17 protein-coding genes and 1 riboswitch are annotated in these 21,426 nt (G+C 67.5%); of the genes, 9 read left to right on the plus strand and 8 right to left on the minus strand.

Annotated elements, in window-relative coordinates; all coding sequences use genetic code 11:
• Nucleotides 1–203, minus strand: a riboswitch (cobalamin riboswitch). This riboswitch is flagged as partial in the annotation.
• 304 nt (nucleotides 204–507) lie between these two features.
• Nucleotides 508–2,064, plus strand: coding sequence for a methyl-accepting chemotaxis protein (locus AC1RWI_RS28560; RefSeq protein ID WP_492869993.1), 1,557 nt, complete (start codon nucleotides 508–510; stop codon nucleotides 2,062–2,064).
• 48 nt (nucleotides 2,065–2,112) lie between these two features.
• Here AC1RWI_RS28560 and AC1RWI_RS28565 read toward each other — a convergent pair whose 3' ends face one another.
• Nucleotides 2,113–2,589: a YjjA family protein gene (locus AC1RWI_RS28565; RefSeq protein WP_492869994.1), complete on the minus strand. Its 477-nt coding sequence runs from the start codon at nucleotides 2,587–2,589 to the stop codon at nucleotides 2,113–2,115.
• A 121-nt stretch (nucleotides 2,590–2,710) separates the two neighbouring features.
• Nucleotides 2,711–3,727 (minus strand): LysR substrate-binding domain-containing protein, encoded by a 1,017-nt coding sequence (locus tag AC1RWI_RS28570; protein WP_492869995.1) that lies wholly within the window; start codon nucleotides 3,725–3,727, stop codon nucleotides 2,711–2,713.
• Nucleotides 3,728–4,039: 312 nt separating this feature from the next.
• On the opposite strand from AC1RWI_RS28570, the gene AC1RWI_RS28575 reads away from it, so the two are divergent.
• The 6 genes from AC1RWI_RS28575 (at nucleotide 4,040) to AC1RWI_RS28600 (ending at nucleotide 11,082) form a co-directional block, all read left to right on the plus strand.
• A complete protein-coding gene (locus AC1RWI_RS28575) occupies nucleotides 4,040–5,080 on the plus strand; it encodes a Bug family tripartite tricarboxylate transporter substrate binding protein (protein ID WP_492869996.1) in 1,041 nt (346 codons plus the stop codon).
• A 101-nt stretch (nucleotides 5,081–5,181) separates the two neighbouring features.
• A complete protein-coding gene (locus AC1RWI_RS28580) occupies nucleotides 5,182–6,774 on the plus strand; it encodes a gamma-glutamyltransferase family protein (protein ID WP_492869997.1) in 1,593 nt (530 codons plus the stop codon).
• Nucleotides 6,775–6,918: 144 nt separating this feature from the next.
• Nucleotides 6,919–7,179, plus strand: coding sequence for a hypothetical protein (locus tag AC1RWI_RS28585; protein ID WP_043355975.1), 261 nt, complete (start codon nucleotides 6,919–6,921; stop codon nucleotides 7,177–7,179).
• A gap of 253 nt (nucleotides 7,180–7,432) precedes the next feature.
• The gene (hpnD, locus tag AC1RWI_RS28590; protein ID WP_492869998.1) at nucleotides 7,433–8,281 is read left to right on the plus strand and encodes a presqualene diphosphate synthase HpnD; all 849 of its coding nucleotides are present in this window, start codon (nucleotides 7,433–7,435) and stop codon (nucleotides 8,279–8,281) included.
• 93 nt (nucleotides 8,282–8,374) lie between these two features.
• Nucleotides 8,375–10,390 (plus strand): squalene--hopene cyclase, encoded by a 2,016-nt coding sequence (shc, locus tag AC1RWI_RS28595; protein WP_492869999.1) that lies wholly within the window; start codon nucleotides 8,375–8,377, stop codon nucleotides 10,388–10,390.
• Nucleotides 10,387–11,082 (plus strand): phosphorylase, encoded by a 696-nt coding sequence (locus tag AC1RWI_RS28600; RefSeq protein ID WP_269083410.1) that lies wholly within the window; start codon nucleotides 10,387–10,389, stop codon nucleotides 11,080–11,082. The genes shc and AC1RWI_RS28600 overlap by 4 nt, the downstream gene beginning before the upstream one ends.
• Nucleotides 11,083–11,111: 29 nt before the next feature.
• On the opposite strand, the gene AC1RWI_RS28605 is transcribed toward AC1RWI_RS28600, so the two are convergent.
• Both AC1RWI_RS28605 and hpnN read right to left on the minus strand, forming a co-directional pair.
• Nucleotides 11,112–11,957 carry an MlaA family lipoprotein gene (locus AC1RWI_RS28605; protein WP_052495119.1) on the minus strand — a complete coding sequence of 282 codons (846 nt, stop codon included), beginning with the start codon at nucleotides 11,955–11,957 and terminating at the stop codon, nucleotides 11,112–11,114.
• A gap of 20 nt (nucleotides 11,958–11,977) precedes the next feature.
• Nucleotides 11,978–14,647 (minus strand): hopanoid transporter HpnN, encoded by a 2,670-nt coding sequence (gene hpnN / locus AC1RWI_RS28610; protein WP_043355969.1) that lies wholly within the window; start codon nucleotides 14,645–14,647, stop codon nucleotides 11,978–11,980.
• A 281-nt stretch (nucleotides 14,648–14,928) separates the two neighbouring features.
• Here hpnN and AC1RWI_RS28615 point away from each other — a divergent pair, with 281 nt between their 5' ends.
• Nucleotides 14,929–15,576, plus strand: a complete 648-nt coding sequence (locus AC1RWI_RS28615) for an MlaC/ttg2D family ABC transporter substrate-binding protein (protein WP_043355967.1) — start codon at nucleotides 14,929–14,931, stop codon at nucleotides 15,574–15,576.
• 238 nt (nucleotides 15,577–15,814) lie between these two features.
• Here AC1RWI_RS28615 and hpnH read toward each other — a convergent pair whose 3' ends face one another.
• Both hpnH and ispH read right to left on the minus strand, forming a co-directional pair.
• Nucleotides 15,815–16,981 carry an adenosyl-hopene transferase HpnH gene (hpnH, locus tag AC1RWI_RS28620; RefSeq protein WP_492870000.1) on the minus strand — a complete coding sequence of 389 codons (1,167 nt, stop codon included), beginning with the start codon at nucleotides 16,979–16,981 and terminating at the stop codon, nucleotides 15,815–15,817.
• Between the two features lie 33 nt (nucleotides 16,982–17,014).
• A complete protein-coding gene (gene ispH, locus AC1RWI_RS28625) occupies nucleotides 17,015–18,016 on the minus strand; it encodes a 4-hydroxy-3-methylbut-2-enyl diphosphate reductase (protein WP_043355964.1) in 1,002 nt (333 codons plus the stop codon).
• Nucleotides 18,017–18,174: 158 nt separating this feature from the next.
• On the opposite strand from ispH, the gene hpnA reads away from it, so the two are divergent.
• Entirely contained in the window at nucleotides 18,175–19,176 is a 1,002-nt protein-coding gene (gene hpnA, locus AC1RWI_RS28630) for a hopanoid-associated sugar epimerase (protein WP_043355963.1), read from the plus strand.
• 49 nt (nucleotides 19,177–19,225) lie between these two features.
• On the opposite strand, the gene AC1RWI_RS28635 is transcribed toward hpnA, so the two are convergent.
• Both AC1RWI_RS28635 and AC1RWI_RS28640 read right to left on the minus strand, forming a co-directional pair.
• Nucleotides 19,226–20,365 (minus strand): glycosyltransferase, encoded by a 1,140-nt coding sequence (locus AC1RWI_RS28635; protein ID WP_492870001.1) that lies wholly within the window; start codon nucleotides 20,363–20,365, stop codon nucleotides 19,226–19,228.
• 64 nt (nucleotides 20,366–20,429) lie between these two features.
• Nucleotides 20,430–21,398 (minus strand): ferritin-like domain-containing protein, encoded by a 969-nt coding sequence (locus tag AC1RWI_RS28640; RefSeq protein ID WP_492870002.1) that lies wholly within the window; start codon nucleotides 21,396–21,398, stop codon nucleotides 20,430–20,432.
• Nucleotides 21,399–21,426: the final 28 nt, after the last annotated feature.

Raw genomic sequence — 21,426 nt, forward strand, 5'->3', positions numbered from 1 at the left:
GGGGGCGCGTCCGGGGTGCCGCCTTCCCGCGCGATGATGCGCAGTGGCTGCCGCGGCCTGTTGGCGCGGCGTGACACCTTTGTACCTGCTGACCGTTGCGGGGGCAGCACAGGATTAGCCGCGGCATGGCCGGCGGCGCACCTGTTTCCCGTTTAACCCCCGCCGCGCTACGCGCCGGAGGCACCTTCGAACCCTTGGCAGTCCACTGGCCAGGTAGTTGCAAGTCAATTGCAATTGCTGGGTGGAGTGCGAGGCGCATTGTAGCCGTATTTGCGCCGCTTTCGGGGGCGGATGGCAGGCGCTTTTTCGGCACCGTGCGGGTGCGCGAGCGTTTCGGCCTGACACAGCCTGTCGCCATTCTGGTGCTTCACGCGACATTTTCTGCGCTTCGTGGCCTTTCGTGCGGTCCTGTCGCGCCTTTCGCTAAAGAAGGGGAGCCCGGCTCCGATATCCGGAGATGCCGCATGCCCCCTGCATGACCGGCCATTTTCCCAAAAAGCGAATGCCATGAATCGTCTTACCCTGCGAAAAAAGCTGTGGATTCCCCTTGTACTGGCCTGGCTCGGCTTGCTGTTGCTGACCGTGATGCACGCCTTCCAGACCCGCCAGCTGCAAATGGCCGATCGCCGCGGCGAGCTGGCTAACATCGTCGACATGTCGCTCTCGCTGGTGCGCGACTACGCCGAGCAGGCGCGCCAGGGCAAGATGTCCGAGGCCGATGCCAAGGCCCAGGCCACGGCCCGCGTTGCCGCGCAGCGTTATGGCAAGGATGGCTATATCACCATCGTCGGCGCGGATTCCGTGCTGTTGATGCATCCCATCAATGCCAAGCTCAACGGCAAGAACATGAGCGACTTCAAGGATGCCAAAGGCAACGCCTTGTACGCCGATATCGCGGCCCGCGGCGCGTCGGCCGAAGGCGCGGGCCACCTGGACTACTGGTGGCCCAAGCCGGGCAGCGACCAGCCGAGCCCCAAGATCGGCTACGTGGCGCGCTTCAAGCCGTGGGGCTGGGACCTGGTCGCCGGCACGTACATGGATGACGTGCAAGCGCAGTTCCGCGCCTCGCTGTATCAATCGCTGGGGCTGCTGGTGCTGCTGGGCATCTTGATTTCCGCGGTGGCCACGCTGCTGATCCGCAGCATCCAGAGCTCGGTGGGCGGCGAGCCCGCTACCGCTGCGGCCCTTGCCTTGCGCATGGCCAGCGGCGACCTCACGGCTCGCGTCGAAACCCACCCGGACGACCGCTCCAGCCTGATGTACGCCATCGGCCATATGCGCGACCAGCTCGCCGGCACGGTGGCGGGCATCCAGCAATCGGCCGATTCCATCACCTCGGCGGCCCAGGAGATCGCCTCGGGCAATAGCGACCTGTCGAGCCGTACCGAGCAGCAGGCGGCCTCGCTGCAGCAGACCGCCGCCAGCATGGAGCAGATCACCGCGACGGTGCGCCAGAACGCCGACAACGCCGGGCAGGCCAGCCAGTATGTGGCTGACGCCTCGCAGATCGCGCAGCAGGGCGGCAGCGTGGTCAGCCAGGTGGTGGACAAGATGCGCGGCATCACCGCCAGCTCGCGCAAGATCAACGACATCATCGGCGTGATCGACGGCATCGCTTTCCAGACCAATATCCTGGCGCTTAACGCCGCGGTGGAAGCCGCGCGCGCCGGCGAGCAAGGCCGCGGGTTTGCGGTGGTGGCCGGTGAGGTACGCAACCTGGCGCAGCGCAGCGCGGGCGCGGCCAAGGAAATCAAGACGCTGATCGTCGAGTCCGTGGGCCAGGTCGACAGCGGCTCGGCGCTGGTGGAGCAGGCCGGGCAGACCATGGCCGAGATCGTCAACGCGGTCGGCCGCGTGACGTCGATCATGGATGGCATCGCCTCGGCTACCGCGGAGCAGCGCACCGGCATCGAGGAGGTCAATCGCGCGGTCGCGCAGATGGACCAGATGACGCAGCAGAACGCGGCGCTGGTGGAGCAGGCGAGCGCGGCCGCCACGTCGCTGGAAGACCAGGCCGGCGCGCTGCACCATGCCGTGTCGGCCTTCCGCCTGTCGCCTGCCTGAGCGCTGGGCGCTGGCCGGGCGCTGACCGGGCGCTCAGTGCGCCTGGCCCTACAGCAGCGATTTGCCCTGCGCGAGGATCTTGTCGCAGACCTGCTTGGTGACCTGGCCCTTGAGCCCGCCCCCGCTCAGGTCGAACTGCTTGCCGTCGCTGCCGCTCAGAATGCCCTTGGCGCCGCTGGTGTAGCCGGCGTCCGATGTGGGCGCGTCGCCGCCGATCTTGCCCAGCAGCTTGTCCTTGACCGAGGCGGCGCCGCTGGCGCCGCCAAGGTAGTTGTTCTTCACGCAGTACTCCAGGATCCCGGCGACATTGCCGGTGCTGCCCGAACTCAGCGATTGCAGCGAGGGCATTCCACTCATCCCGCCCAGGCTGCTGCCCAGGCCGCTCAGGCCGCCGGACGAACTCTCGGTGCCGCCCTGCGTGGCGCCTTTGAGCAGATCCCCGAGCTGCGCATGCGCGGCTGCCACCGGTAGCAGCGCGGCGAACAGGATTTTCACGGCGGTGGTGCGACAGGGCCTGGCGTTCATGCTGCATCCTTCTGGCGGCGTGGAGACAGTCTTCACTATAGTGCTTGCCGTAACGGCCATCGCCATTTGCTGCAGTGATGCCTTCTTCTCTCCGCTCTATCCGATTCGCAAGACGGGCACATCAAGCGAGGCTTCGCACATGCGATTGACTGTTCTGTGAGTCATCAAGGCCCGCACCGGCGATAGCGCGTTCACGGCCACCACCACCACCACCACCACCATCGCCACCACCTAGGGCAGGAACGCGCTCCAGCACCGCCCAGAGCGCCAACAGGGTAGGGTTGCTGGCATGGGCGGCGCGATACGCGCAGATATCGAATGCCGAGCACCACGTGGCGTCGCCTGCCGGCACCAGCGTGCCCGCGGCGAGCGCATCGGTCGCGGTGGTGCGCGGCAGCCAGGCCACGCCGTGGCCCTCGCTGGCCATCTTCATCAACAGGATGGCCATGTCGGCCTCATAGCAACGCGCCAGCGCACGGCGTGGCGGCGCGTCTTCGAGGATCACCTCGACGATGCGGCCGAGCGTGGTGCTGGCCGTGTAGGCCAGGTAGGGAATCGGCTTGGCGCCACTGCTGCCCAGCGAGAACAGCGGGGCGCCGCGCGCATTGGGCGCGCACAGCGGCATCAGCACGTCGTGCCCCACCGTGAGGCTGCGGAACTTGTCCGGGTCCAGCGAGACCGGCACCCGCGTGTGGTTATAGCCCAGCATCAGGTCGCAGTTGCCCTCCGACAGCGCCACCACGGCTTCCAGCACGTTGGCGGCCACGACCCGGGCATTGAACTGGCCGTAGCGCTTCTGGCATGCCTTGAGCCAGCCTGGCAGGAAGGTCAGCGACAAGGTATGCCCGGCGGCAATCTGGATGGCCTTGCCCGGCATGCGGCTTTCCTGGCGCAGCGTGGCACGTGCCTCCATCAGCAGCGTGAGTGCCTCGCGCCCGCTGGTGCAGAAGGTTTTGCCGGCCGGGGTCAGGTCCATGGGGAAGGTGTTGCGGTCGACCAGCACCGCGCCGGCCCAGTCCTCCAGCGAACGGATGCGCCGCGACAGCGCCGACTGCGTGATATGCCGCAGCTCGGCGGCGCGCGAGAAGCTGCGCGTCTTCTCCAGGACCAGCAGGTCGTCGATCCATTTCAGCTGCATGGGATGTGTCTTCGGAAGCGTCGGAACGATGAGGGAAAGCCTGCCGCCGGCCTGGCCTGGCAAGGGCGCCAGGCCGTGGCCGCAATGCGTATTCCATTTTCGCATAGCTCCATGGCCGATCCGCATTCCGGTGGCTGCCGGGCGCGCCTAAAATCTACGCTTCCCGTCAGTCAATATCGCCCTTGGGCGAAGCCAGATCCAGCATGACAGGGGCGCGCAAGCAAGCCGGCAGCCAAAGCGGCTGCGCCCCGGAACGTTCCGACTCTACCTCGGCAGTTAACGTCTTCGACGCTATCCGGAGCTACCCTGATCATGTTTATCCAGTCGCTTTACCGTACCCGCACGTTGCAGTGGCCAGCCCGTTCATTCCGTGGGGGCAAGCGGGCACGCGCCGGCCTGCTGCTGGCGCTGGCCGCGGGCGCCGTTACCATCACCACGCCAGCCGCTGCCGCGGACTACCCCGACCACGCGGTCCAGCTGGTGCTGTCCTTCCCGCCGTCCGGCGCCACCGATGTGCTGGCGCGCGCGGTGGGCCAGCGCCTGTCCACGGTGCTCAAGCAGCCAGTGGTGGTGGACAACCGCCCCGGCGCCGGCGGGGCCATCGGCATGAGCTTCGCGGCCAAGGCCGCGCCCGATGGCTATACGCTTTACCTGGCCGCTGTCAGCAATGCCGCCATTGCGGCTGCCACGTATGGCAACCAGCCCGCCAGCCTCGCCCGCGATTTCGTGCCCATTGCCGGCATCGGCACCGTGCCGCATATCCTGGTGGTGCCGGCCTCGTTGCCGGTGCATTCGGTGCCTGAGCTGGTCAGCCTGCTCAAGGCGTCTCCCGGCAAGTACAACTTTGCCTCGCAGGGCTCCGGCACGTTGTCGCACCTGGAGTCGGAGCTGTTCAAGCTGCGTACCGGCGTGGACGTGGTGCACGTGCCGTACAAGGGCAGCGCCTTCGCGCTGCCGGACCTGATGGCAGGCCGGGCGAGCATGATGTTCGACAGCATTCCCTCGGCCCTGCCGCACGTGAAATCCGGCAAGCTGCGGTTGCTGGCGGTCGCGTCCGAGCATCGTCTGAGCGCCTTGCCCGATGCCCAGACGGTGACCGAGGCCGGCATCCGGGACTTCCGTGCCGACAACCTGTTTGGCCTGGTTGCGCCCAAGGGCACGCCGCCGCAGGTGCTCAAGCAACTCTCTACCGCGATGAAAGACGTACTGGCCTCGCCGGAGCTGGCCGCGGCCATGGACGCACAGGGCGTGCAGATCAAGTACACGGCACCCGAGCCATTCGGCCGCATGATCGGCGACGAGATGCGCGCGTGGGAGAAGGTGGCGCGCGCGGCCAGCGTCAAGATCGAGTAGCCGCCGCGCAAGAACAAAGCACGAACGCATCTGGCCGGCGCTGCCGTGCAAGCCGCTGGCCAGAACCTCCAACCCTCCAACCCTCAGAGCCTCGCAAAGCCATGACCAATTTCTGGAATTTCCCCTATCCCTCGCAACGCGTGCCCGTGCTGGCCGACAACGTGGTGGCCACCTCGCAGCCGCTGGCGGCCGCGGCAGGCCTGCGCATGCTGGCCCGTGGCGGCAACGCCGTGGACGCGGCGCTGGCCACGGCAATTGCGCTGACCGTGGTCGAACCGTGCATGAACGGGATCGGCGGCGATGCCTTTGCACTGATCTGGGACGGCAAGGAGCTGCATGGCCTGAACGCCAGTGGACGGGCGCCGGCGGCGTGGACGCCGGAGTATTTCTCGCGCTACGGCAGCATGCCGGTCAACGGCTGGGACACCGTGACCGTGCCTGGCGCCGTTTCCGGCTGGCGCGCCACGTGGGAAAAGTTCGGCAGCCTGCCGTTTGCCGAGCTCTTCGAGCCCGCGCTGGAGTACGCGCGCAACGGGTTCCTGGTCTCGCCCACCGTGCACCGCCAGTGGCAGGCACAGGTGCCCGTGCTGATCGACAAGCCTGGCTTTGCCGACGCCTTCGCGCCGAACGGGCGCGCACCGCTGCCGGGCGAGCGCTTCATCTGCACGGGCCAGGCGCAGACGCTGGCGCGCATCGCCGAGACCAAGGGCGACGATTTCTATCACGGTGAGCTGGCCGGGCGTATCGCCGCGCATGCGCGCGCCACCGGCGGCCTGATCACCGAGGCCGACCTGGCCGCCCATCGCGCTGACTGGGTCCAGCCGATCAGCATGTCCTATCGCGACCTGGAATTGTTCGAGATCGGCCCGAACGGGCAGGGCATCGGCGCGCTGATGGCGCTGGGCATGCTGGAGCATTTCGATGTCGCGGCCATGGGCGTGGACTCCGCCGCCGCCATCCATGTGCAGGTGGAAGCCATGAAGCTGGCGTTTGCCGATCTGCACGCGTACGTGGGCGACCCTGCGGCAATGACCGAGGTGCAGGTCGCCCACCTGCTCGATCGCAGCTACCTGGCCAGCCGCGCCAAGGCCATCGACCCGGAGCGCGCGGCGGCAGCCGGCCCGGGCAAGCCCCACAGCGGCGGCACCGTGTACCTGACTACCGCGGACAAGAGCGGCATGATGGTGTCGTACATCCAGTCCAACTTCAAAGGCTTCGGCTCCGGCGTGGTCGTGCCCGGCACCGGCATTGCGCTGCACAACCGTGGCTGGGGCTTCAATCTCAAGCCGGGCCACCCCAACCAGGTAAGCCCTGGCAAGCGGCCGTTCCACACCATCATCCCTGGCTTCCTGATGCGCAAGGGCGTGCCGCTGGCCAGCTTCGGTGTGATGGGCGGCTCGATGCAGGCGCAAGGCCACCTGCAAATGGCCAGCCGGCTCGCGGATTTCGGCCAGAACCCGCAAGCCGCGTGCGATGCGCCTCGCTGGCGCGTGCTGGACGACAACGCCACCATCGCGGTGGAGTGGAATTGCCCGGCCGCCACCGTGGAAGGCTTGCGTGCGCGCGGCCACAAGGTGGACGTGGCGCCGCAGGGCAACCTGGAATTCGGCGGCGCGCAGATCGCGATGCGCCTGGAGGATGGCTACGCGGCGGCTTCGGACCACCGCAAGGACGGCTATCCGCTGGGGTTCTGAGCACGTTTCCTGCCTGCCGGCTGGCGGCACCGGCGTGGCTCGCGCGCCAGCCACGGAAAAAAATGCTCCGGTGCGTGGTCCAGGGCACATTAAACGGCCGTATCACGCGCCTACACTGGCGCCATCCCTTCGAGGAAGGCCGCCATGAACAAGCTAAGGTCCAGCCGTCTGCTCGATCGCATCTCGCCGTCCGTGCTGGCCGACCTGCGCCGCATGCGTGCCGTCACCGAAGCCGAGCGCGCGCTGGCCGCGCAGGCCGCGGCAAGTGGTGCGGGTGGCGCGGGTGCCGTGGAATGCGATAACAACCCGCTAAACGATGCTAACTACGTCGAAATAGCGCGCTATGATCCAAGGCGCGGCAGATTTGTGATGGAGCGCCGCCGCGCCAGCCAGCGCGTTAAATAGGCGCTCGCCAGCCAATCTGAACGCGATGCCGCACGCGCCAGGCCAGCGCCAGGCCCGGTAGCGCTGGCGGTGGCCTGCACGGCACACCCCCCTCCAACCCCCTTCTTCGGCTGGCGGCTGAGCCCATGGCCGGAGTTGGTATAATCGCCCACTACCCCAAACATGCCGCCTGGCGCTGCGTGCCGGGCTGTGGCGACAAGCCAGGCCCAGGCAGCAAAGCAGCACGGCGGTCCAACGCGTGACGAGGAGTTACGTGGCCGGAACAGAAATCGCAGTGCAAACCGTCCCGCAAGCGGGCCATGCCGTATCGTCCGGCAGCTCATTCCATACCGCCCTCAAGATCCTGCCCGCCGCGCAACGCGAGGCGATGTTCGAGATCTATGGCTTTTGCCGTGCGGTGGACGATATTGCCGATGGCGATGGCCCGCGCGCCACGCGCCTTGCCGGGCTCGACGCCTGGCGCGCCGATCTTGCCGCCTGCTACGCCGGCACGCCGCCGGCGGCATTGCGCGGGCTGGCCGCCCAGATTCAGCGCTTCGGCTTGCAGCAGGAGGATTTCCTCGCCGTGATCGATGGCATGGCCATGGACGTGCACGCGGATATCCGCGCGCCGGACAACGCTACGCTAGATCTGTATTGCGACCGCGTGGCCAGTGCGGTGGGGCGCCTTGCCGTGCGCGTGTTCGGCATGGAGCGTGATGCCGGCGTAGCGCTGGCGCATCATCTTGGCCGCGCATTGCAGCTGACCAATATCCTGCGCGATATCGACGAAGACGCGGACCTGGGTCGTGTGTACCTGCCGGCCGAAGCGCTGCTGGGCGCGGGCGTGCCGATCGGCACGCCGCATGCCATCGTCGGGCATCCCGCCGTTGGCCGCGCGTGCCTGGAAGTCGCGCAGCAGGCGCAGGCGTACTACGACCAGGCATTCGCCATCATGAACGCGGCGCCGCGCCGCACGGTCCGTTCGCCGCGCATCATGGGCGAGGTTTACCACGTGATCCTGCAGCGTCTGCTGGCCCGCGGCTGGACCAACCCGCGGGCGCGGGTGCGCGTGCCGCGCGCGCGATTGCTATGGATTTTGCTGCGGCATGGCCTCGTGTGAGGTGAATCCGCCGATTGACTGCCGCCCACGGCCGCTCACGGCCGCGTGCGGCATTGCCGTAATTGCGTTGTTGAAAAGAGGACATCGAAACCGATGAGCCAAGTTGCACTATCCCCCAATTCGAATGAGCCCGCGCATGCCGCGCCCGCGCCAGACGAGTTGGAAGGCACGCTCGACCGCGCGCTAGACGCCTTGCTGGCCACCCAGCGGCCGGACGGCCACTGGGTGTTCGAGCTGGAGGCCGACGCGACGATTCCGTCGGAGTACGTACTGCTGGTGCACTATCTGGGCGAGACCCCGGATACCGTGCTGGAAGCCCGTATCGCGCGCTACCTGCGCCGCATCCAGAATGCCGATGGCGGCTGGCCGCTGTTCCATCAGGGCCGCTCGGACATCAGCGCCAGCGTGAAGGCGTATTTCGCGCTCAAGATGATTGGCGACGACACCGAATCCGAGCCGATGCGCCGTGCCCGCGCCGCCATCCATGGGATGGGCGGTGCCGAGGCCAGCAATGTCTTTACCCGCACGCTGCTCGCGCTGTTCGGCGTGATGCCGTGGCAGGCGGTGCCGATGATGCCGGTGGAGATCATGCTGCTGCCGCTGTGGTTCCCGTTCCACTTGTCCAAGGTTGCATACTGGGCCCGCACGGTGATCGTGCCGCTGCTGGTGCTCAACAGCCTGCGTCCCCAGGCCAGGAACCCGCGTGGCGTGGGCATCGACGAATTGTTCATCCGTCCTTGCCAGGCAGCCCGGCTGGCCCCGCGCGCGCCGCACCAGAAGCGCGTGTGGTTTGGCCTGTTCCGTGTGCTGGACGCCGGCTTGCGCGTGGCGGAGCCGTTATTCCCCCGCAGCCTGCGCGCGCGCGCCATCGCCCGCGCGGAAAAATTCGTGCGCGAGCGCCTGAACGGCGAGGATGGCCTGGGTGCGATCTTTCCGGCCATGGCGAATGCCGTGATGATGTTCGACGTGCTCGGCGTGCCGCGCACTGATCCCGATGTGGCGGTGGCCCGCGCCTCCATCGAGAAGCTGCTGGTGGTGCATGGCGACGAGGCCTATTGCCAGCCGTGCCTGTCGCCGGTGTGGGACACCTCGCTGGCCAGCCACGCCTTGCTGGAAGTGGGTGGCCCGCGAGCCGAGGCGGCCGTTGAGCGCGGCTTGCAATGGCTGCGCCCGCTGCAGGTGCTGGACGTGCGCGGCGACTGGATCGTGCGGCGCCCCGACGTGCGTCCCGGCGGCTGGGCTTTCCAGTACGCCAACCCGCATTACCCGGATGTGGACGACACCGCCGTGGTGGCGATGGCCATGGACCGCGCGGCGCGCACCGGTGCAGCCGCACCGGCCGTGGCACCGGCCAGCCATCTTTCACGCTATGAAGAGGCTGTCAGCCGTGCGCGCGAGTGGGTGGCGGGCATGCAGAGCGGCAACGGCGGCTGGGGCGCGTTCGAGCCCGAGAACACGCATGAGTACCTGAACAATATCCCGTTCGCGGATCACGGCGCCTTGCTCGATCCGCCCACCGCCGACGTGTCGGCGCGCTGCCTGTCGATGCTCGCGCAGCTGGGCGAGACCGCGGCCAGCAGCGAAGCCTTCCGGCGCGCCCAGCGTTACCTGCTCGACGAGCAGATGGCCGACGGCAGCTGGTATGGCCGCTGGGGCACGAACTATGTCTACGGCACATGGAGCGCGCTGTGCGCGCTCAATGCTGCCGGCATGGCGCCCGAGGCGCCGGAAATGCGCCGCGCCGCCGACTGGCTGATCTCGATCCAGAACGCCGACGGCGGCTGGGGCGAGGACGGCAGCAGCTACCGCCTCGACTACCAGGGCTACGAGACCGCGCCGAGCGTGCCGTCGCAAACCGCCTGGGCGGTGCTGGGCCTGATGGCCGCGGGCCAGGTCGATCATCCGGCCGTGGCGCGTGGTGTGGACTACCTCATGCGCATGCAGCAGGCCGACGGCCTGTGGAGCGAGGCGCGGTTCACCGCGGTGGGCTTCCCCCGTGTGTTCTACCTGCGCTACCACGGCTACGCGCGCTTCTTCCCGCTGTGGGCGCTGGCGCGCTACCGCAACCTGCGCCGCGACGGCACGCGGGCGGTGGCGTGGGGGATGTGACCGCGCCAAGCTTTGCGCAACGCCGCGCTGGTCCCACGCTGGTGGTGACTGGCATGCGCTTCGAGGCCGGCATCGCCGCCGGCCCCGGCGTTGAAACCTTGCACGGCTTGCGCGCCGAAGCCTTGGCGCAAGGCCTGCGGCAACGCCTGGCGCGTCCCTGCGCCGGCGTGATCAGCTTTGGCGTGGCCGGCGGGCTGGATCCCGCGCTGTTGCCAGGCCGGGTGATCGTCGCCTCTGCCATCCATGATGGGAATCGATTGCGGCCCGTTGACGCCAGCTGGTCGCGCTCGCTTTCGCTTGCCTTGCCCGAGGCCATTTCCGGCGTGCTTGCCGGCGCCGACCAGGCTGTGACCTCGGTGGCGGCCAAGACGGCATTGCATGCGGCCACCGGTGCGCTGGCGGTCGACATGGAGTCGCATATCGCGGCGCGTGTCGCCGAGGAACTCGGGCTGCCGTTCGCCGCCTGCCGGGTGGTGATCGATCCCGCGCAGCGGGACGTGCCGCCCGCCGCGGTGGCCGGCATGGGTCCCGATGGCAGCACCGACATCTGGGCATTGCTCAAGGCGCTGCTGGCGGGGCCGGGACAGGTGCCGGACCTGATCCGGCTGGGCAGGGATGCGAGGCTGGCCAGGCTTGCGCTGCTGGCCGCCAGGGGCAGGGTGGGGATGGGATTCGGCTTAGCCCTGGGATAAGGCCTGGGCCAGACAGGGTCAAGCCAGGTTCAAGGCTTCTTCGCTTCGCCTTCCGGCGTTTTGTCTTCCGTGCCAGCAGGCGCGGGGGTGGCGGCAGGCGCCCCGGGTGCGCCAGGCGCGGGCGCCGCGCTTTCGGCCGGCGCGTCGGTATCCTCATAATCCGGCAGTTTCCCTCCGCCGCCCTGGATCAGGTACTGCCTGCGCTGGCGGTATGCATCGCGCACGAAGCTGTACTTATCCAGCGCCGCCAGCGACAGCAGGTCGGTCGCGCCAAGCGCATTGGTCCGTGCGTCCAGGAAGCCCAGGCCCCACAGGCCCCACTTCACGTTTTCATCGTTTACCCACGTGGTCGGGGACAGCTGGAAGTTCACATACAGCCCAATGCCATCACGGATCGAGCTGGGGCCGAACAGCGGCAGGACCAGGTACGGGCCGGCCGGCACGCCCCACACGCCGAGCGTCAGCCCGAAGTCCTGGGAGTGCTTGCTGATGCCGGCTGGCGTGGCGATATCGATCAGGCCGCCAATGCCCAGCACGGAGTTCACCGCCACCCGCATGAAGCTCTCCGCCGCATCCACGCCCTTGCCTTGCAGCAAGTTGTTGACCGTATTGCCGACGTCGGCGAGGTTCGAATAGAAATTGGTGACCGCGGTGCGTACCGGTTGCGGCGTGACGGCGCGGTAGCCCTTGGCCAGCGGCGTCGCCACGTACTCGTCGGCCTTGTCGTTGACCTTGAAGACAACGCGGTTGAGCGGCTCCAGAGGGTCATCGGGGCTAGCTTGCGGGCCGCTGGCGCAGGCTGTGAGCAGCAGCGAGAACGAGAGCGCCGGCAGGAGGCGAGAGAGGCGAGACAGGCGAGAGTCGGGGTGATTCATTGTTCTATGGAGACGAGACATCAATGGGCCGGACCAGTGGCGGGGGCCGACCGCTCGCGCGGCCGCCCCATCAGGATCGGCTGAAAGAATACGGCACCGACCAGCGTGCATCCTAGCGCGAGTGCCAGCAACTTGCCCATGCTGGCTGTGCCCGGATGCTGGGACAGCCACAGGCTGCCGAAAGCGGCGGCGGTGGTGGCGGCGCTGAACAATACGGCGTGCGTCAGCGGGGATTGCAGCAGTTGCGTCTTGCCCTCGCGCCACGCGATCACATAGTAGATCTTGAAGGCCACGCCGATGCCGAACAGCAGCGGCAGCGCGATCACGTTGGCGAAATTGAGCGGAATGCCGAACACCACGCACAGCTCCAGCGTCACCAGCGCGGACACCAGCAGCGGCACCAGCGTGCGCAGCACATCACCCACGCGGCGCAGCGTGATCCACAGCAGCAGCGTGATCGACAGCACGGCCCACACGCCGGCCTGGGCAAAGGCCGTCATGATGGTGTCGGCGGAGCCTCGGATCGAGATCGGGCCCCCAACCGCGGTGGGCTCGACGCGCTGGACGGCGTCGATAAAGCGCGTGAGCGCGGCGTCGCGCGCATCGCTGTCGCTGGTGCTGGAAGCGTCTCCCGGCGTGGCCGCGACGGGAAGCTTGGGGCTCACGCTGACGAGCGCCTGGCCATCCGGGGCAACCCAGTCGCGCACCAGTGCCGGTGGCAGCGTTTCGCGGGTGATCGGCTGTGGCGCCAGCGCGCGCTGCAGGCGCGCCAGCGCCAGGCGCAGCGGCTGGGCGATGGCTTGCTCGGCGCGCTCGCGGGTGGCCGCGTCCGCGGCGGCCAGCTTTTGCAGCGAGGCGGCCAGGCGTGCCGCCTCTGCGGCGCCCGGTCCGGGGTGCTCGTCCGCGGCCAGCGCGAGCTGGCGTGCCGCGTTCTTGAGCGAATTGACTAGCCTGGCATCGTTGGCAGGGGTGGCCGTTGCCTGCGTCAGCACCGGCATCAGGCTGGCCGAGGCTGCGGCGATCAAGGCGAGCCGCGCCGGCTGGTCGTCGGGGATGAAGGTCTGCAGCGTGACGGTGCGCGAGACTTCCGGCAGCGCAACCAGGCGGGCGGCGGCGGTCTGCGCGGCGGCCAGCGAGGGCGCCAGCACGCTGACGTTGTCGGTGCCGGCCTGGGGCGCATCCTTGAGCGAGAGCAAGGTGGCCATCGACTCGGAATGCGGATCCTTGAGGTGCAGCGGATCGAAGTCGAAGCGCAGGTGCATCAGCAGCGGCGACCCCGCCAGAATCAGGGCGCCGGTTGCCAGCAGCACGGCCTTGCGATTGCGCTCGAAGAAATCGTCGGCGGGCGCCAGCCATTTGAAGCCAGGCACTTCAACCCGTCCCGCTTCGTCCTTCGGGCGGAACACGGTGATCAGGGCGGGCAACAGCGTGATGGTGGTGAGAAAGGCAACCAGCATGCCCACGCCGGCGATCTGGCCCAGCTCGGCCACGCCACGGTAGTTGGTGGGCAGGAAGCAGAAGAAGGCCGCTGCCGTGGAGGCCGCGGCCAGCGCCAGTGGCACGCCGACTGCCCGCGCCGTGCTGGCCAGCGCGTCCGGGATGTCGGTATGCACATGGCGTTCGGCGCGGTAGCGCACGCCAAACTGGATGCCGAAATCCACGCCCAGGCCGACAAACAGCACGGCAAAGGCCACGGAGATCATGTTGAGCGCGCCCACCATGGCCAGCCCGAGGGCAGCGGTGATGGCCAGTCCGACCGCCAGGCTGGCCAGCACGGCCAGGATCAGGCGCTTGGAGCGCAACGCCAGCCACAGGATCAGGATCACCACCAGCACCGTCAGCGCGCCATTGAAGGCCGCGCCTTCCTTGACCGAGGCAAATTCGTCGTCGGCCAGCGCCTGCGAGCCGGTCAGGCGTACCTGGGCGCCGTAGCGCTGTGCCAGGCCCAGCTTGGTGGCCGTGGCACGGATGGCATCGGCGGCATCCGCGCCGGCCTGCAGGCCAGCGTAGTCAAGCACGGGGCTGAGCGCGACGAACGCCGTGGCGGGGTGGCCCGGGGCCGGCTCCTGGCTCGAATCCACCAGCCCGGTCCAGGACAAGGCGCCCGGCTTGCCAGCGAGTACCCGGTCGACCGTATCCGCGCTCTTGCCGAGCAGCTTGGCCATGTCGCCCAGCTTGACCTGCCCCAGTTGCAGCGGCAGCGACAGCGTGGTCGACAGCGTATCGGAAAGGCCGCGCAGGGTCGGGTCGTGCGCCAGCGCGTTCAGCAGCGGCCGCGCCTGGGTCAGCTGCGACGTAACGTCGCGCAGCTTGGCGGTATCGACGAAGAGCAGGCCGTTGCGCTCGAAGAACTCGCCGCCACCGGGCTGGCTGACGGCGCGAAAGCGCTTGCCTTGCTTGGCGAGCGCGTCGGCCAGCTCATTGGCGGCAGCGTCCGCCGGCTCGGGGGCCGGCGCTTGCACTACCGCCAGGATCATCTGGTCGCGTTGGGGAAACGCGGCGCTGACGGCGGCATCGCGGCGCGCCCAGGGCTGGTCCGACTCGAGCAGGCGGCTGATATCGGTATTGATGGCGAAATGGTTGGCCACATAGACGCCGCTGACGACGCTCAGCAGCAACGCCAGCGCGATGACGGGCCACGCGCGGCGGGTGGAAAACTGGACAATGCGGATGACCAACGACGTCAACATGGGCGATATAGGAAGCAGTAACGGTGTGGCGCGCAACGACGCGCGTAGTCAACGGCGCAAAGCAGGGCGCAAAGTGGCAGCCGCGAGTATAACGGGACGGCGCGGTATGGCGCTGCGCGGAGCGCGCGCGCCGGTACGCTATACTGCCCCGGCACGTGCGCGCGGACCGGGCTGCAGCCTTGCAGCGGCGCCGCGCGGCGCGTTTCCTGTTTGATTTTCCTGGCAAGTCCGCCGGGCATTGCCGGCGGCGAACCGACTGGCATTTTCAGGTCCAAATTCGCATGAAGAAACACGGTATTGCTTTGCAGGCCCTCGTTCCCCTCGTTCCGCTTGCCGCAGTGGCCATGGTTTGCCCCGCGCAAGCGCAAACGGCCGACAGGTCCTCGCCGGACCGCCTGGTACGCGCGGCGGTCGAGGGCGTGATCGGCACCATCCAGTCCAGACCCGACACCCGCAACGGCGACCTCGCCAAGATCACCGCGGTCGTGCAGCGCCAGTTCCTGCCGTACGCCGATTTTGAGCGCACCACCCGCCTGGCGGTCGGCAGCGCCTGGCGCAATGCCACGCCCGAGCAGCAAAAGCAGCTCTACGAGCAGTTCCAGACCTTGCTGGTGCGCAGCTATGCGGTGTCGCTGTCGCAACTGCGCGAGCAGAACGTGAAGTTCAGCTACAAGCCGACGCTGGCCGCCAGCGGCGCCACGGATGTCGTGGTGGAGACGCGCGTGCTGAACAACGGCGATGAAATGCAGATCGATTACCGCCTGCAGCGCAGCGGCAACGGCTGGAAGATCTACGACATCAACATGATGGGCGCCTGGTTGATCGAGGTGTACCGCCGCCAGTTCGCCGATATCGTCGCACGCAACGGCATCGACGGCCTGCTCAAGTACCTGGCCAACCACAACGCGCGCCAGTCCGCCGACGCCTGAGCTCGAGTCTGAGCGCCGGGCCCGAGCCAGCGCATCAGCGACAGCACCAGACACAAAAGGCTCGCTCCCGGGTACGCGCGGTACCCGGGAGCGAGCCTTTTTGCTGGCCAGCCTTTTTCGGCTTAGAGGCCATTTCAAAAAGATTCTGGCGTCGTTGCGCGGCCTTGGCCGTACCACTTGTACTGTCTGCGGCCGCGCGCCTAGCCAGAACCGCTTCGCTTCATTTTGAAACAGCCTCTTAGTGCGCGGCAGCTTTGCGTGACGCGGCGTCGTTGGCTGCCTTGGAAGGCTTCGCGCGGCCGATCTCTTCGAGCTTGATCTCCACGTGCTTCGAGAACACGTACTCGGCCGGGCGCTGCTTGGTCAGGTCGATATCTGGCGCCATCGGGCCCGACGTACGCACGCCGCGCAGGCTCACGCCCAACGCCTTGAGCGGGTGGGCGATGGTGTCCGCTACCGCGGTGGCCTCGAAGCCGCTATGGACCATGCAGTCGGCGCACTTCTCGTAGTGGCCCACACCATAGGCGTCCCAGTCAGTGCCTTCCATCAGTTCCTTGAAGGTGTCGACGTAGCCTTCACCGAGCAGGTAGCACGGACGCTGCCAGCCGAACACGGTGCGCGCCGGATTGCCCCAGGGCGTGCACTTGTAGGTCTGGTTGCCGGCCAGGAAGTCCAGGAACAGCGTGGACTGGCTGAACGCCCAGTTCTTGCCGGCGCGGCCGCGCGACAGGATGTCGCGGAACAGCTGGCGGGTCTTGCCGCGGTTCAGGAAGTGCTGCTGGTCGGGCGCGCGCTCGTAGGCGTAGCCCGGCGAGACGGTGATGCCGTCCACGCCCATGGCCTTCACGGAGTCGAAGAAGCGGGCGACTTTTTCCGGCTCGGCATCGTTGAACAGCGTGCAGTTGATGTTGACGCGGAAACCGCGCTTCTTGGCCGCGGCGATGGCTTCGACGCAACGGTCGTACACGCCTTCCTGGCTCACCGAGCGGTCATGCATCTCGCGGTCGCCGTCCAGGTGCACCGACCAGACGAAGTACGGGCTCGGCTCGTACTGGTCCAGTTTCTTTTCCATCAGCAGCGCATTGGTGCACAGGTACACAAACTTGCGGCGCGCAATGATGCCCTTGACGATGGTGGGCATGTCCTTGTGCAGCAGCGGCTCGCCACCGGCAATGGACACCACCGGCGCGCCGCATTCGTCCACCGCGCCCAGGCACTGCTCGATCGACAGGCGCTGGTTCAGGATGGGATCCGGATAGTCGATCTTGCCGCAGCCGTTACAGGCCAGGTTGCAGCGGAACAGCGGCTCGAGCATCAGCGCGAGCGGGTAGCGCTTGTTGCCCGAGAGGTGCTGCTTGACGACATAGGCGCCCACGCGGGCGACCTGCAAAAAGGGAATGGCCAAAATGTACTTCCTTGTTATTGGGGCGCCCGGGCGTTAGCCAGCGGCGGTTTGCGGGTCCGGCTGCGGCGCGGCTTCGGCGGTGGCCGTGCCGGCTGCCTGCCTGCGCGGCGGCGGATCGGCCAGCTCAGCCGGCAAGCGGAATTCGGCGTGCTCCTCGCGGCCATCCATGACCGACAAGTCCACCGGTCCGAGCTGGCGCAACGTGGCGATCACGTCATTGACCATTTCCTCGGGGGCGGAGGCGCCGGCCGTGATCCCGACGACTTCGACGCCGCGCACCCACTCGGGGTTCAGTTCGCTGCCATCGGCAATCAAATAGCTGGGCACACCGCTCTCCGTGCCGATTTCACGCAGGCGGTTGGAGTTGGAACTATTGGTGGCGCCGATCACAAGGATCACTTCCACCTGCTTGGAGAGCTCGCGCACGGCGCTTTGGCGGTTTTGCGTGGCGTAGCAGATGTCACGCGTATCCGGTCCAATGAGATTAGCAAAGCGCCGGCTCAGGGCGGCAATTATATTACGTGTGTCGTCCACGCTGAGCGTAGTCTGGGTCACGTAGGCGACCGGGGTGTCCGCGGGCAGGTCGAGCAGCGCGACTTCCGCTTCGCTCTGCACCAGGATTACCTTGCCGGGAATTTGTCCCATCGTGCCCTCGACCTCCGGATGGCCGGCATGGCCGATCAGGATCACGGTGCGGCCGCTGGCGGCGTACTGGCGCCCCTGGGTGTGGACCTTGATCACCAGCGGGCAGGTCGCGTCGATCGAGTGCAACTGGCGGGCCTTCGCATCGCTCTCGACTTCCTTGGAGACACCATGCGCGCTGAAGATGGTGACGGCGCCGGTTGGCACTTCGTCCAGTTCTTCGACGAATTGCGCGCCCTTGCGTCTCAACCCTTCGACCACGTGCTTGTTGTGCACGATTTCGTGTCGCACGAACACCGGGGCTCCGTGTTTGACGAGGGCACGGTCTACAATCTCGATCGCGCGCACCACACCAGCACAAAAACCGCGGGGTTGAGCAAGAATCACCTGCATAAAGATAGGCCCCCCGAACCTGTCAACGGGTTCAGCATAAGTTGATATTCCGGAATCACTTTCCCGTCATACGGTGGTTACTATATACCGGTGCCGCAACCTTTGCCTGGCACCTGGCTACAGCCAGCAACACTTTGAGGGTTTTTTCGGTGGGTGATATGAGTTCAGGGGACTACGTCCTGGTAACGGGCGCATCCGGTTTTCTCGGCTCGGCAGTGGCGCGGCAGGCACTGGCGCGCGGGTTTCGCGTGCGGGCGATGGTACGCGCCGGCAGCCCGCGCCGCAACCTGGAGGGCCTGCCCGTGGAGATCGCCGAGGGCGACATGCGCGATGCGCGCGCCATGGAAAGCGCGCTCCGAGGGGTGCGCTATCTCTTCCACGTGGCGGCGGACTACCGCCTGTGGGCGCCGGATCCCGAGGAAATCGTGCGCACCAATGTGGCCGGCACCGAGACGGTGATGGGGGCGGCACAAGCTTGCGGGGTCGAGCGCATCGTCTACACCAGCAGCGTGGCCACCTTGCGCGTCGCGGGCGCCGCCGCGCCGGTGACGGAAGAGGCCGCCATGGCCGGCCATGAGGCGATTGGCGCCTACAAGCGCAGCAAGGTGCTGGCCGAACGCGTGGTGGAGCGCATGGTGGCCCGCGACGGGCTTCCTGCCGTGATCGTCAACCCCTCCACGCCGATCGGCCCGCGTGACGTGCGGCCCACGCCCACCGGGCGCATCATCGTAGAGGCCGCCACCGGCAAGATTCCCGCCTTCGTCGATACCGGCCTCAACCTGGTGCATGTGGACGACGTGGCCGAAGGCCATATGCTGGCGCTGGCGCGCGGCGTGACCGGCGAACGCTACATCCTCGGCGGGCAGGACGTGGGCCTGCAACAGATGCTGGCCGATATCGCTGCCATGACGGGGCGGCGTGCCCCGACCATGCGCTTGCCGCGCTGGCCGCTTTACCCGCTCGCCTACGCGGCGGAGGCGGTGGCGCGCATGACCGGCAAGGAGCCTTTCCTGACGGCGGACGGCCTGTCGATGTCGAAGTACCGGATGTTCTTCAGCTCGGAGAAAGCCCGCCTGGCGCTAGGCTACCAGGCGCGGCCATATCAACAAGGGCTGAGCGAAGCGCTCGACTGGTTCCGCAGCGCTGGCTACCTGGGGTAAGCGCCGACGGTCAGCCCCGACGGTCAGCCCCGACGATCAACCCCGACGATCAACCCCGTTGGGGCGCCTGCGCGCGTCCCTTCCACTGGCCGCCTTTGCGCAGCCAGTAGCGGCGCGCGGAGTCGACCGTGGCGCCGAGGTAGAACAACGCCGTGACCGGCAGCAGGGGTGCCAGCCAGAGCGGCTGGCGGTATTCACGCAGCATCGGCACGTAGGCCAGCGCCATGGCCAGCCAGGCGGCCCATGCCGGCCACAGCCTCAGGCCGCCGCCAAGCGCCAGCAAGGGCGGCGCCAGGTAGGTGAGGACCATGCCGGCCACTGCGCCGGCCAGCAGCAGCGGCGAGTAATGCAATTGGGTGTAGGCGCTGCGGGCAATCATGTCCCACAGGCTGCGCCAGTCATCGTAGGGGCGCACGGAAATGCTGTCGTCGGCCAGGTCAAGGCGGATCGAGCCGCCTTGCTTGATGCAGGCAGCCAGGCTACAGTCATCGATCAGTTCCCCCCGGATTGCCGCAAATCCGCCAATGCGGGCCAGCGCGGCACGGCGCGCCAGCATGCAGCCGCCAGCGGCCGCCGCCACGCCGCTGCGCGGATTGTTTACCCGTGCAAACGGGTAGAGCTTGGCAAAGAAGAACACAAAGGCCGGGACGATCAGGCGCTCCCACCACGATGCGCAGCGCAGCCGCACCATCAACGACACCAGATCCCGCTGCTCATGCGCGGCACGCGCCACCAACCGGGCCAGCACGCCATTGCCGTGATGGATGTCGGCGTCCGTCAGCCATACCCAGCCGGCTCCGGGCGCTGCCTTGTCAGCGGCGGCGAGGCCTTCGGACTGCGCCCAGACCTTGCCGCTCCAGCCGGCCGGCAGGTCGCGTGCCGTGATCACGGTCAGCGCATCCGCCTTGCCCAGCGCTGCCGCGGCGCTGCGCGCCAGCTCGGCGGTGCCGTCGGTGCTATGGTCATCCACCACCACCAGCCGCAGCGCTGCGGGATAGTCCTGGCCCAGCACGCTGGCCACGGCGCCGCCAATCACGTCGGCCTCGTTGCGAGCCGGGATGATGGCGACCACCTCAGGCCATTGCGCGGGCGCGGGCGCGGGGCCGGGCTTGCGCACTCGCCAGAAGCCGGCGCGGCCGGCAAGCAGCACGCACCAGATGGCGAGCGAGATCAGGGACAACACAAACATCTCAAAAAACTCCAGGACAGGATGGGTAGGGCAGCGACGGCATAAACGCATCATGCGTCACGCATCAGCGCAACAGGCGCCGGGCAAGCCGCGCCAGCTTGGGCACGATTTCAGGGCGCAGCAGGCGCGGATCGTAGCCGGCCATGCGGCGATCGTTTTCGGCCAGGCAAAGCTCGATCATCGCCCGCGGCGACAGGGCTTCGGCTAGCGAGGACGTGCTGTTCATGGGGAAATTGGCGTCCTTGGCCACGCCGTCGGCATCGATGCCGCGCGCAATGCCAACACGCTCCCAGATCAGGAAGGCCCACACCCGCATCACCTTGAACGTGTAAAGCGGGCGCCGCCACCAGGGCAGGTTGCGGCGATACCATGCCGCCCAGTTGACGAAGAACAGGATGTGGCGGCCTTCCTCCTGGATGACCGGCTCGAACGTTTCCACCAGTTCCGCGGGGAAGAAGCCTGAGCGCTTGGCCGCGGCAAACAGGCCAAAGGCAAAAAAACTATCGATGCACTCGCTGTAGCCGGTGACCAGCCAGCCCCACTCCACGTCAGCTGGCGGGCGGTACTCAGGCTCGGGTGCCAGGGCGATGCCGTAGGCTTCCACCAGTCTCGACAGCACCACCTTGTGGCGTGCCTCTTCGCCGCCATCCATTTCCAGCGCGCTGCGCAGCAGGGGGGCGGTCACGGTATCGGCGAAGGCCTGCACGCGCACGGAGGCACGGCCTTCGGTCTGCACCGCGATATCCCATATTGGCAGCGAGGTCACCCGGCGCAAGGCATCCGGGTCAAGCCTGGGCCAATCGATGACGGCGGGTTTGTAGGGGTTGTGGGTTTGCAGCAGCATATTGCAGAACATGCGCAAATGCTGCGGCGAGCCGATGCGGACCGGCCCGGGCTCGGGGTCGGTCCAGTTGCGCATGGCATGGTCGGCCTGGTCGATCTCGGCCTTGGCGAGGGCAGCGACCACGGCGGCGGCCTTGGCCTCGGTGCTCGCCTCGCTGGTCTTGCTGGGTGTGGCAAGCGCGTCTGACATCCTGCTCCCCTGGCGGTTGATGGTCCGG

The organism is Cupriavidus sp. MPR-AND1C (assembly GCF_058809705.1).

Excerpts from the sequence above, each read along its gene's own strand:
- AC1RWI_RS28605 (WP_052495119.1), bottom strand. The coding sequence starts at position 11,957 with ATGAATCACCCCGACTCTCGCCTGTCTCGCCTCTCTCGCCTCCTGCCG.
- hpnA (WP_043355963.1), top strand. The coding sequence starts at position 18,175 with ATGAGTTCAGGGGACTACGTCCTGGTAACGGGCGCATCCGGTTTTCTC.
- hpnN (WP_043355969.1), bottom strand. The coding sequence starts at position 14,647 with ATGTTGACGTCGTTGGTCATCCGCATTGTCCAGTTTTCCACCCGCCGC.
- AC1RWI_RS28560 (WP_492869993.1), top strand. The coding sequence starts at position 508 with ATGAATCGTCTTACCCTGCGAAAAAAGCTGTGGATTCCCCTTGTACTG.
- AC1RWI_RS28565 (WP_492869994.1), bottom strand. The coding sequence starts at position 2,589 with ATGAACGCCAGGCCCTGTCGCACCACCGCCGTGAAAATCCTGTTCGCC.
- AC1RWI_RS28640 (WP_492870002.1), bottom strand. The coding sequence starts at position 21,398 with ATGTCAGACGCGCTTGCCACACCCAGCAAGACCAGCGAGGCGAGCACC.
- AC1RWI_RS28635 (WP_492870001.1), bottom strand. The coding sequence starts at position 20,365 with ATGTTTGTGTTGTCCCTGATCTCGCTCGCCATCTGGTGCGTGCTGCTT.
- AC1RWI_RS28575 (WP_492869996.1), top strand. The coding sequence starts at position 4,040 with ATGTTTATCCAGTCGCTTTACCGTACCCGCACGTTGCAGTGGCCAGCC.
- shc (WP_492869999.1), top strand. The coding sequence starts at position 8,375 with ATGAGCCAAGTTGCACTATCCCCCAATTCGAATGAGCCCGCGCATGCC.
- ispH (WP_043355964.1), bottom strand. The coding sequence starts at position 18,016 with ATGCAGGTGATTCTTGCTCAACCCCGCGGTTTTTGTGCTGGTGTGGTG.
- AC1RWI_RS28570 (WP_492869995.1), bottom strand. The coding sequence starts at position 3,727 with ATGCAGCTGAAATGGATCGACGACCTGCTGGTCCTGGAGAAGACGCGC.
- AC1RWI_RS28580 (WP_492869997.1), top strand. The coding sequence starts at position 5,182 with ATGACCAATTTCTGGAATTTCCCCTATCCCTCGCAACGCGTGCCCGTG.
- AC1RWI_RS28585 (WP_043355975.1), top strand. The coding sequence starts at position 6,919 with ATGAACAAGCTAAGGTCCAGCCGTCTGCTCGATCGCATCTCGCCGTCC.
- AC1RWI_RS28615 (WP_043355967.1), top strand. The coding sequence starts at position 14,929 with ATGAAGAAACACGGTATTGCTTTGCAGGCCCTCGTTCCCCTCGTTCCG.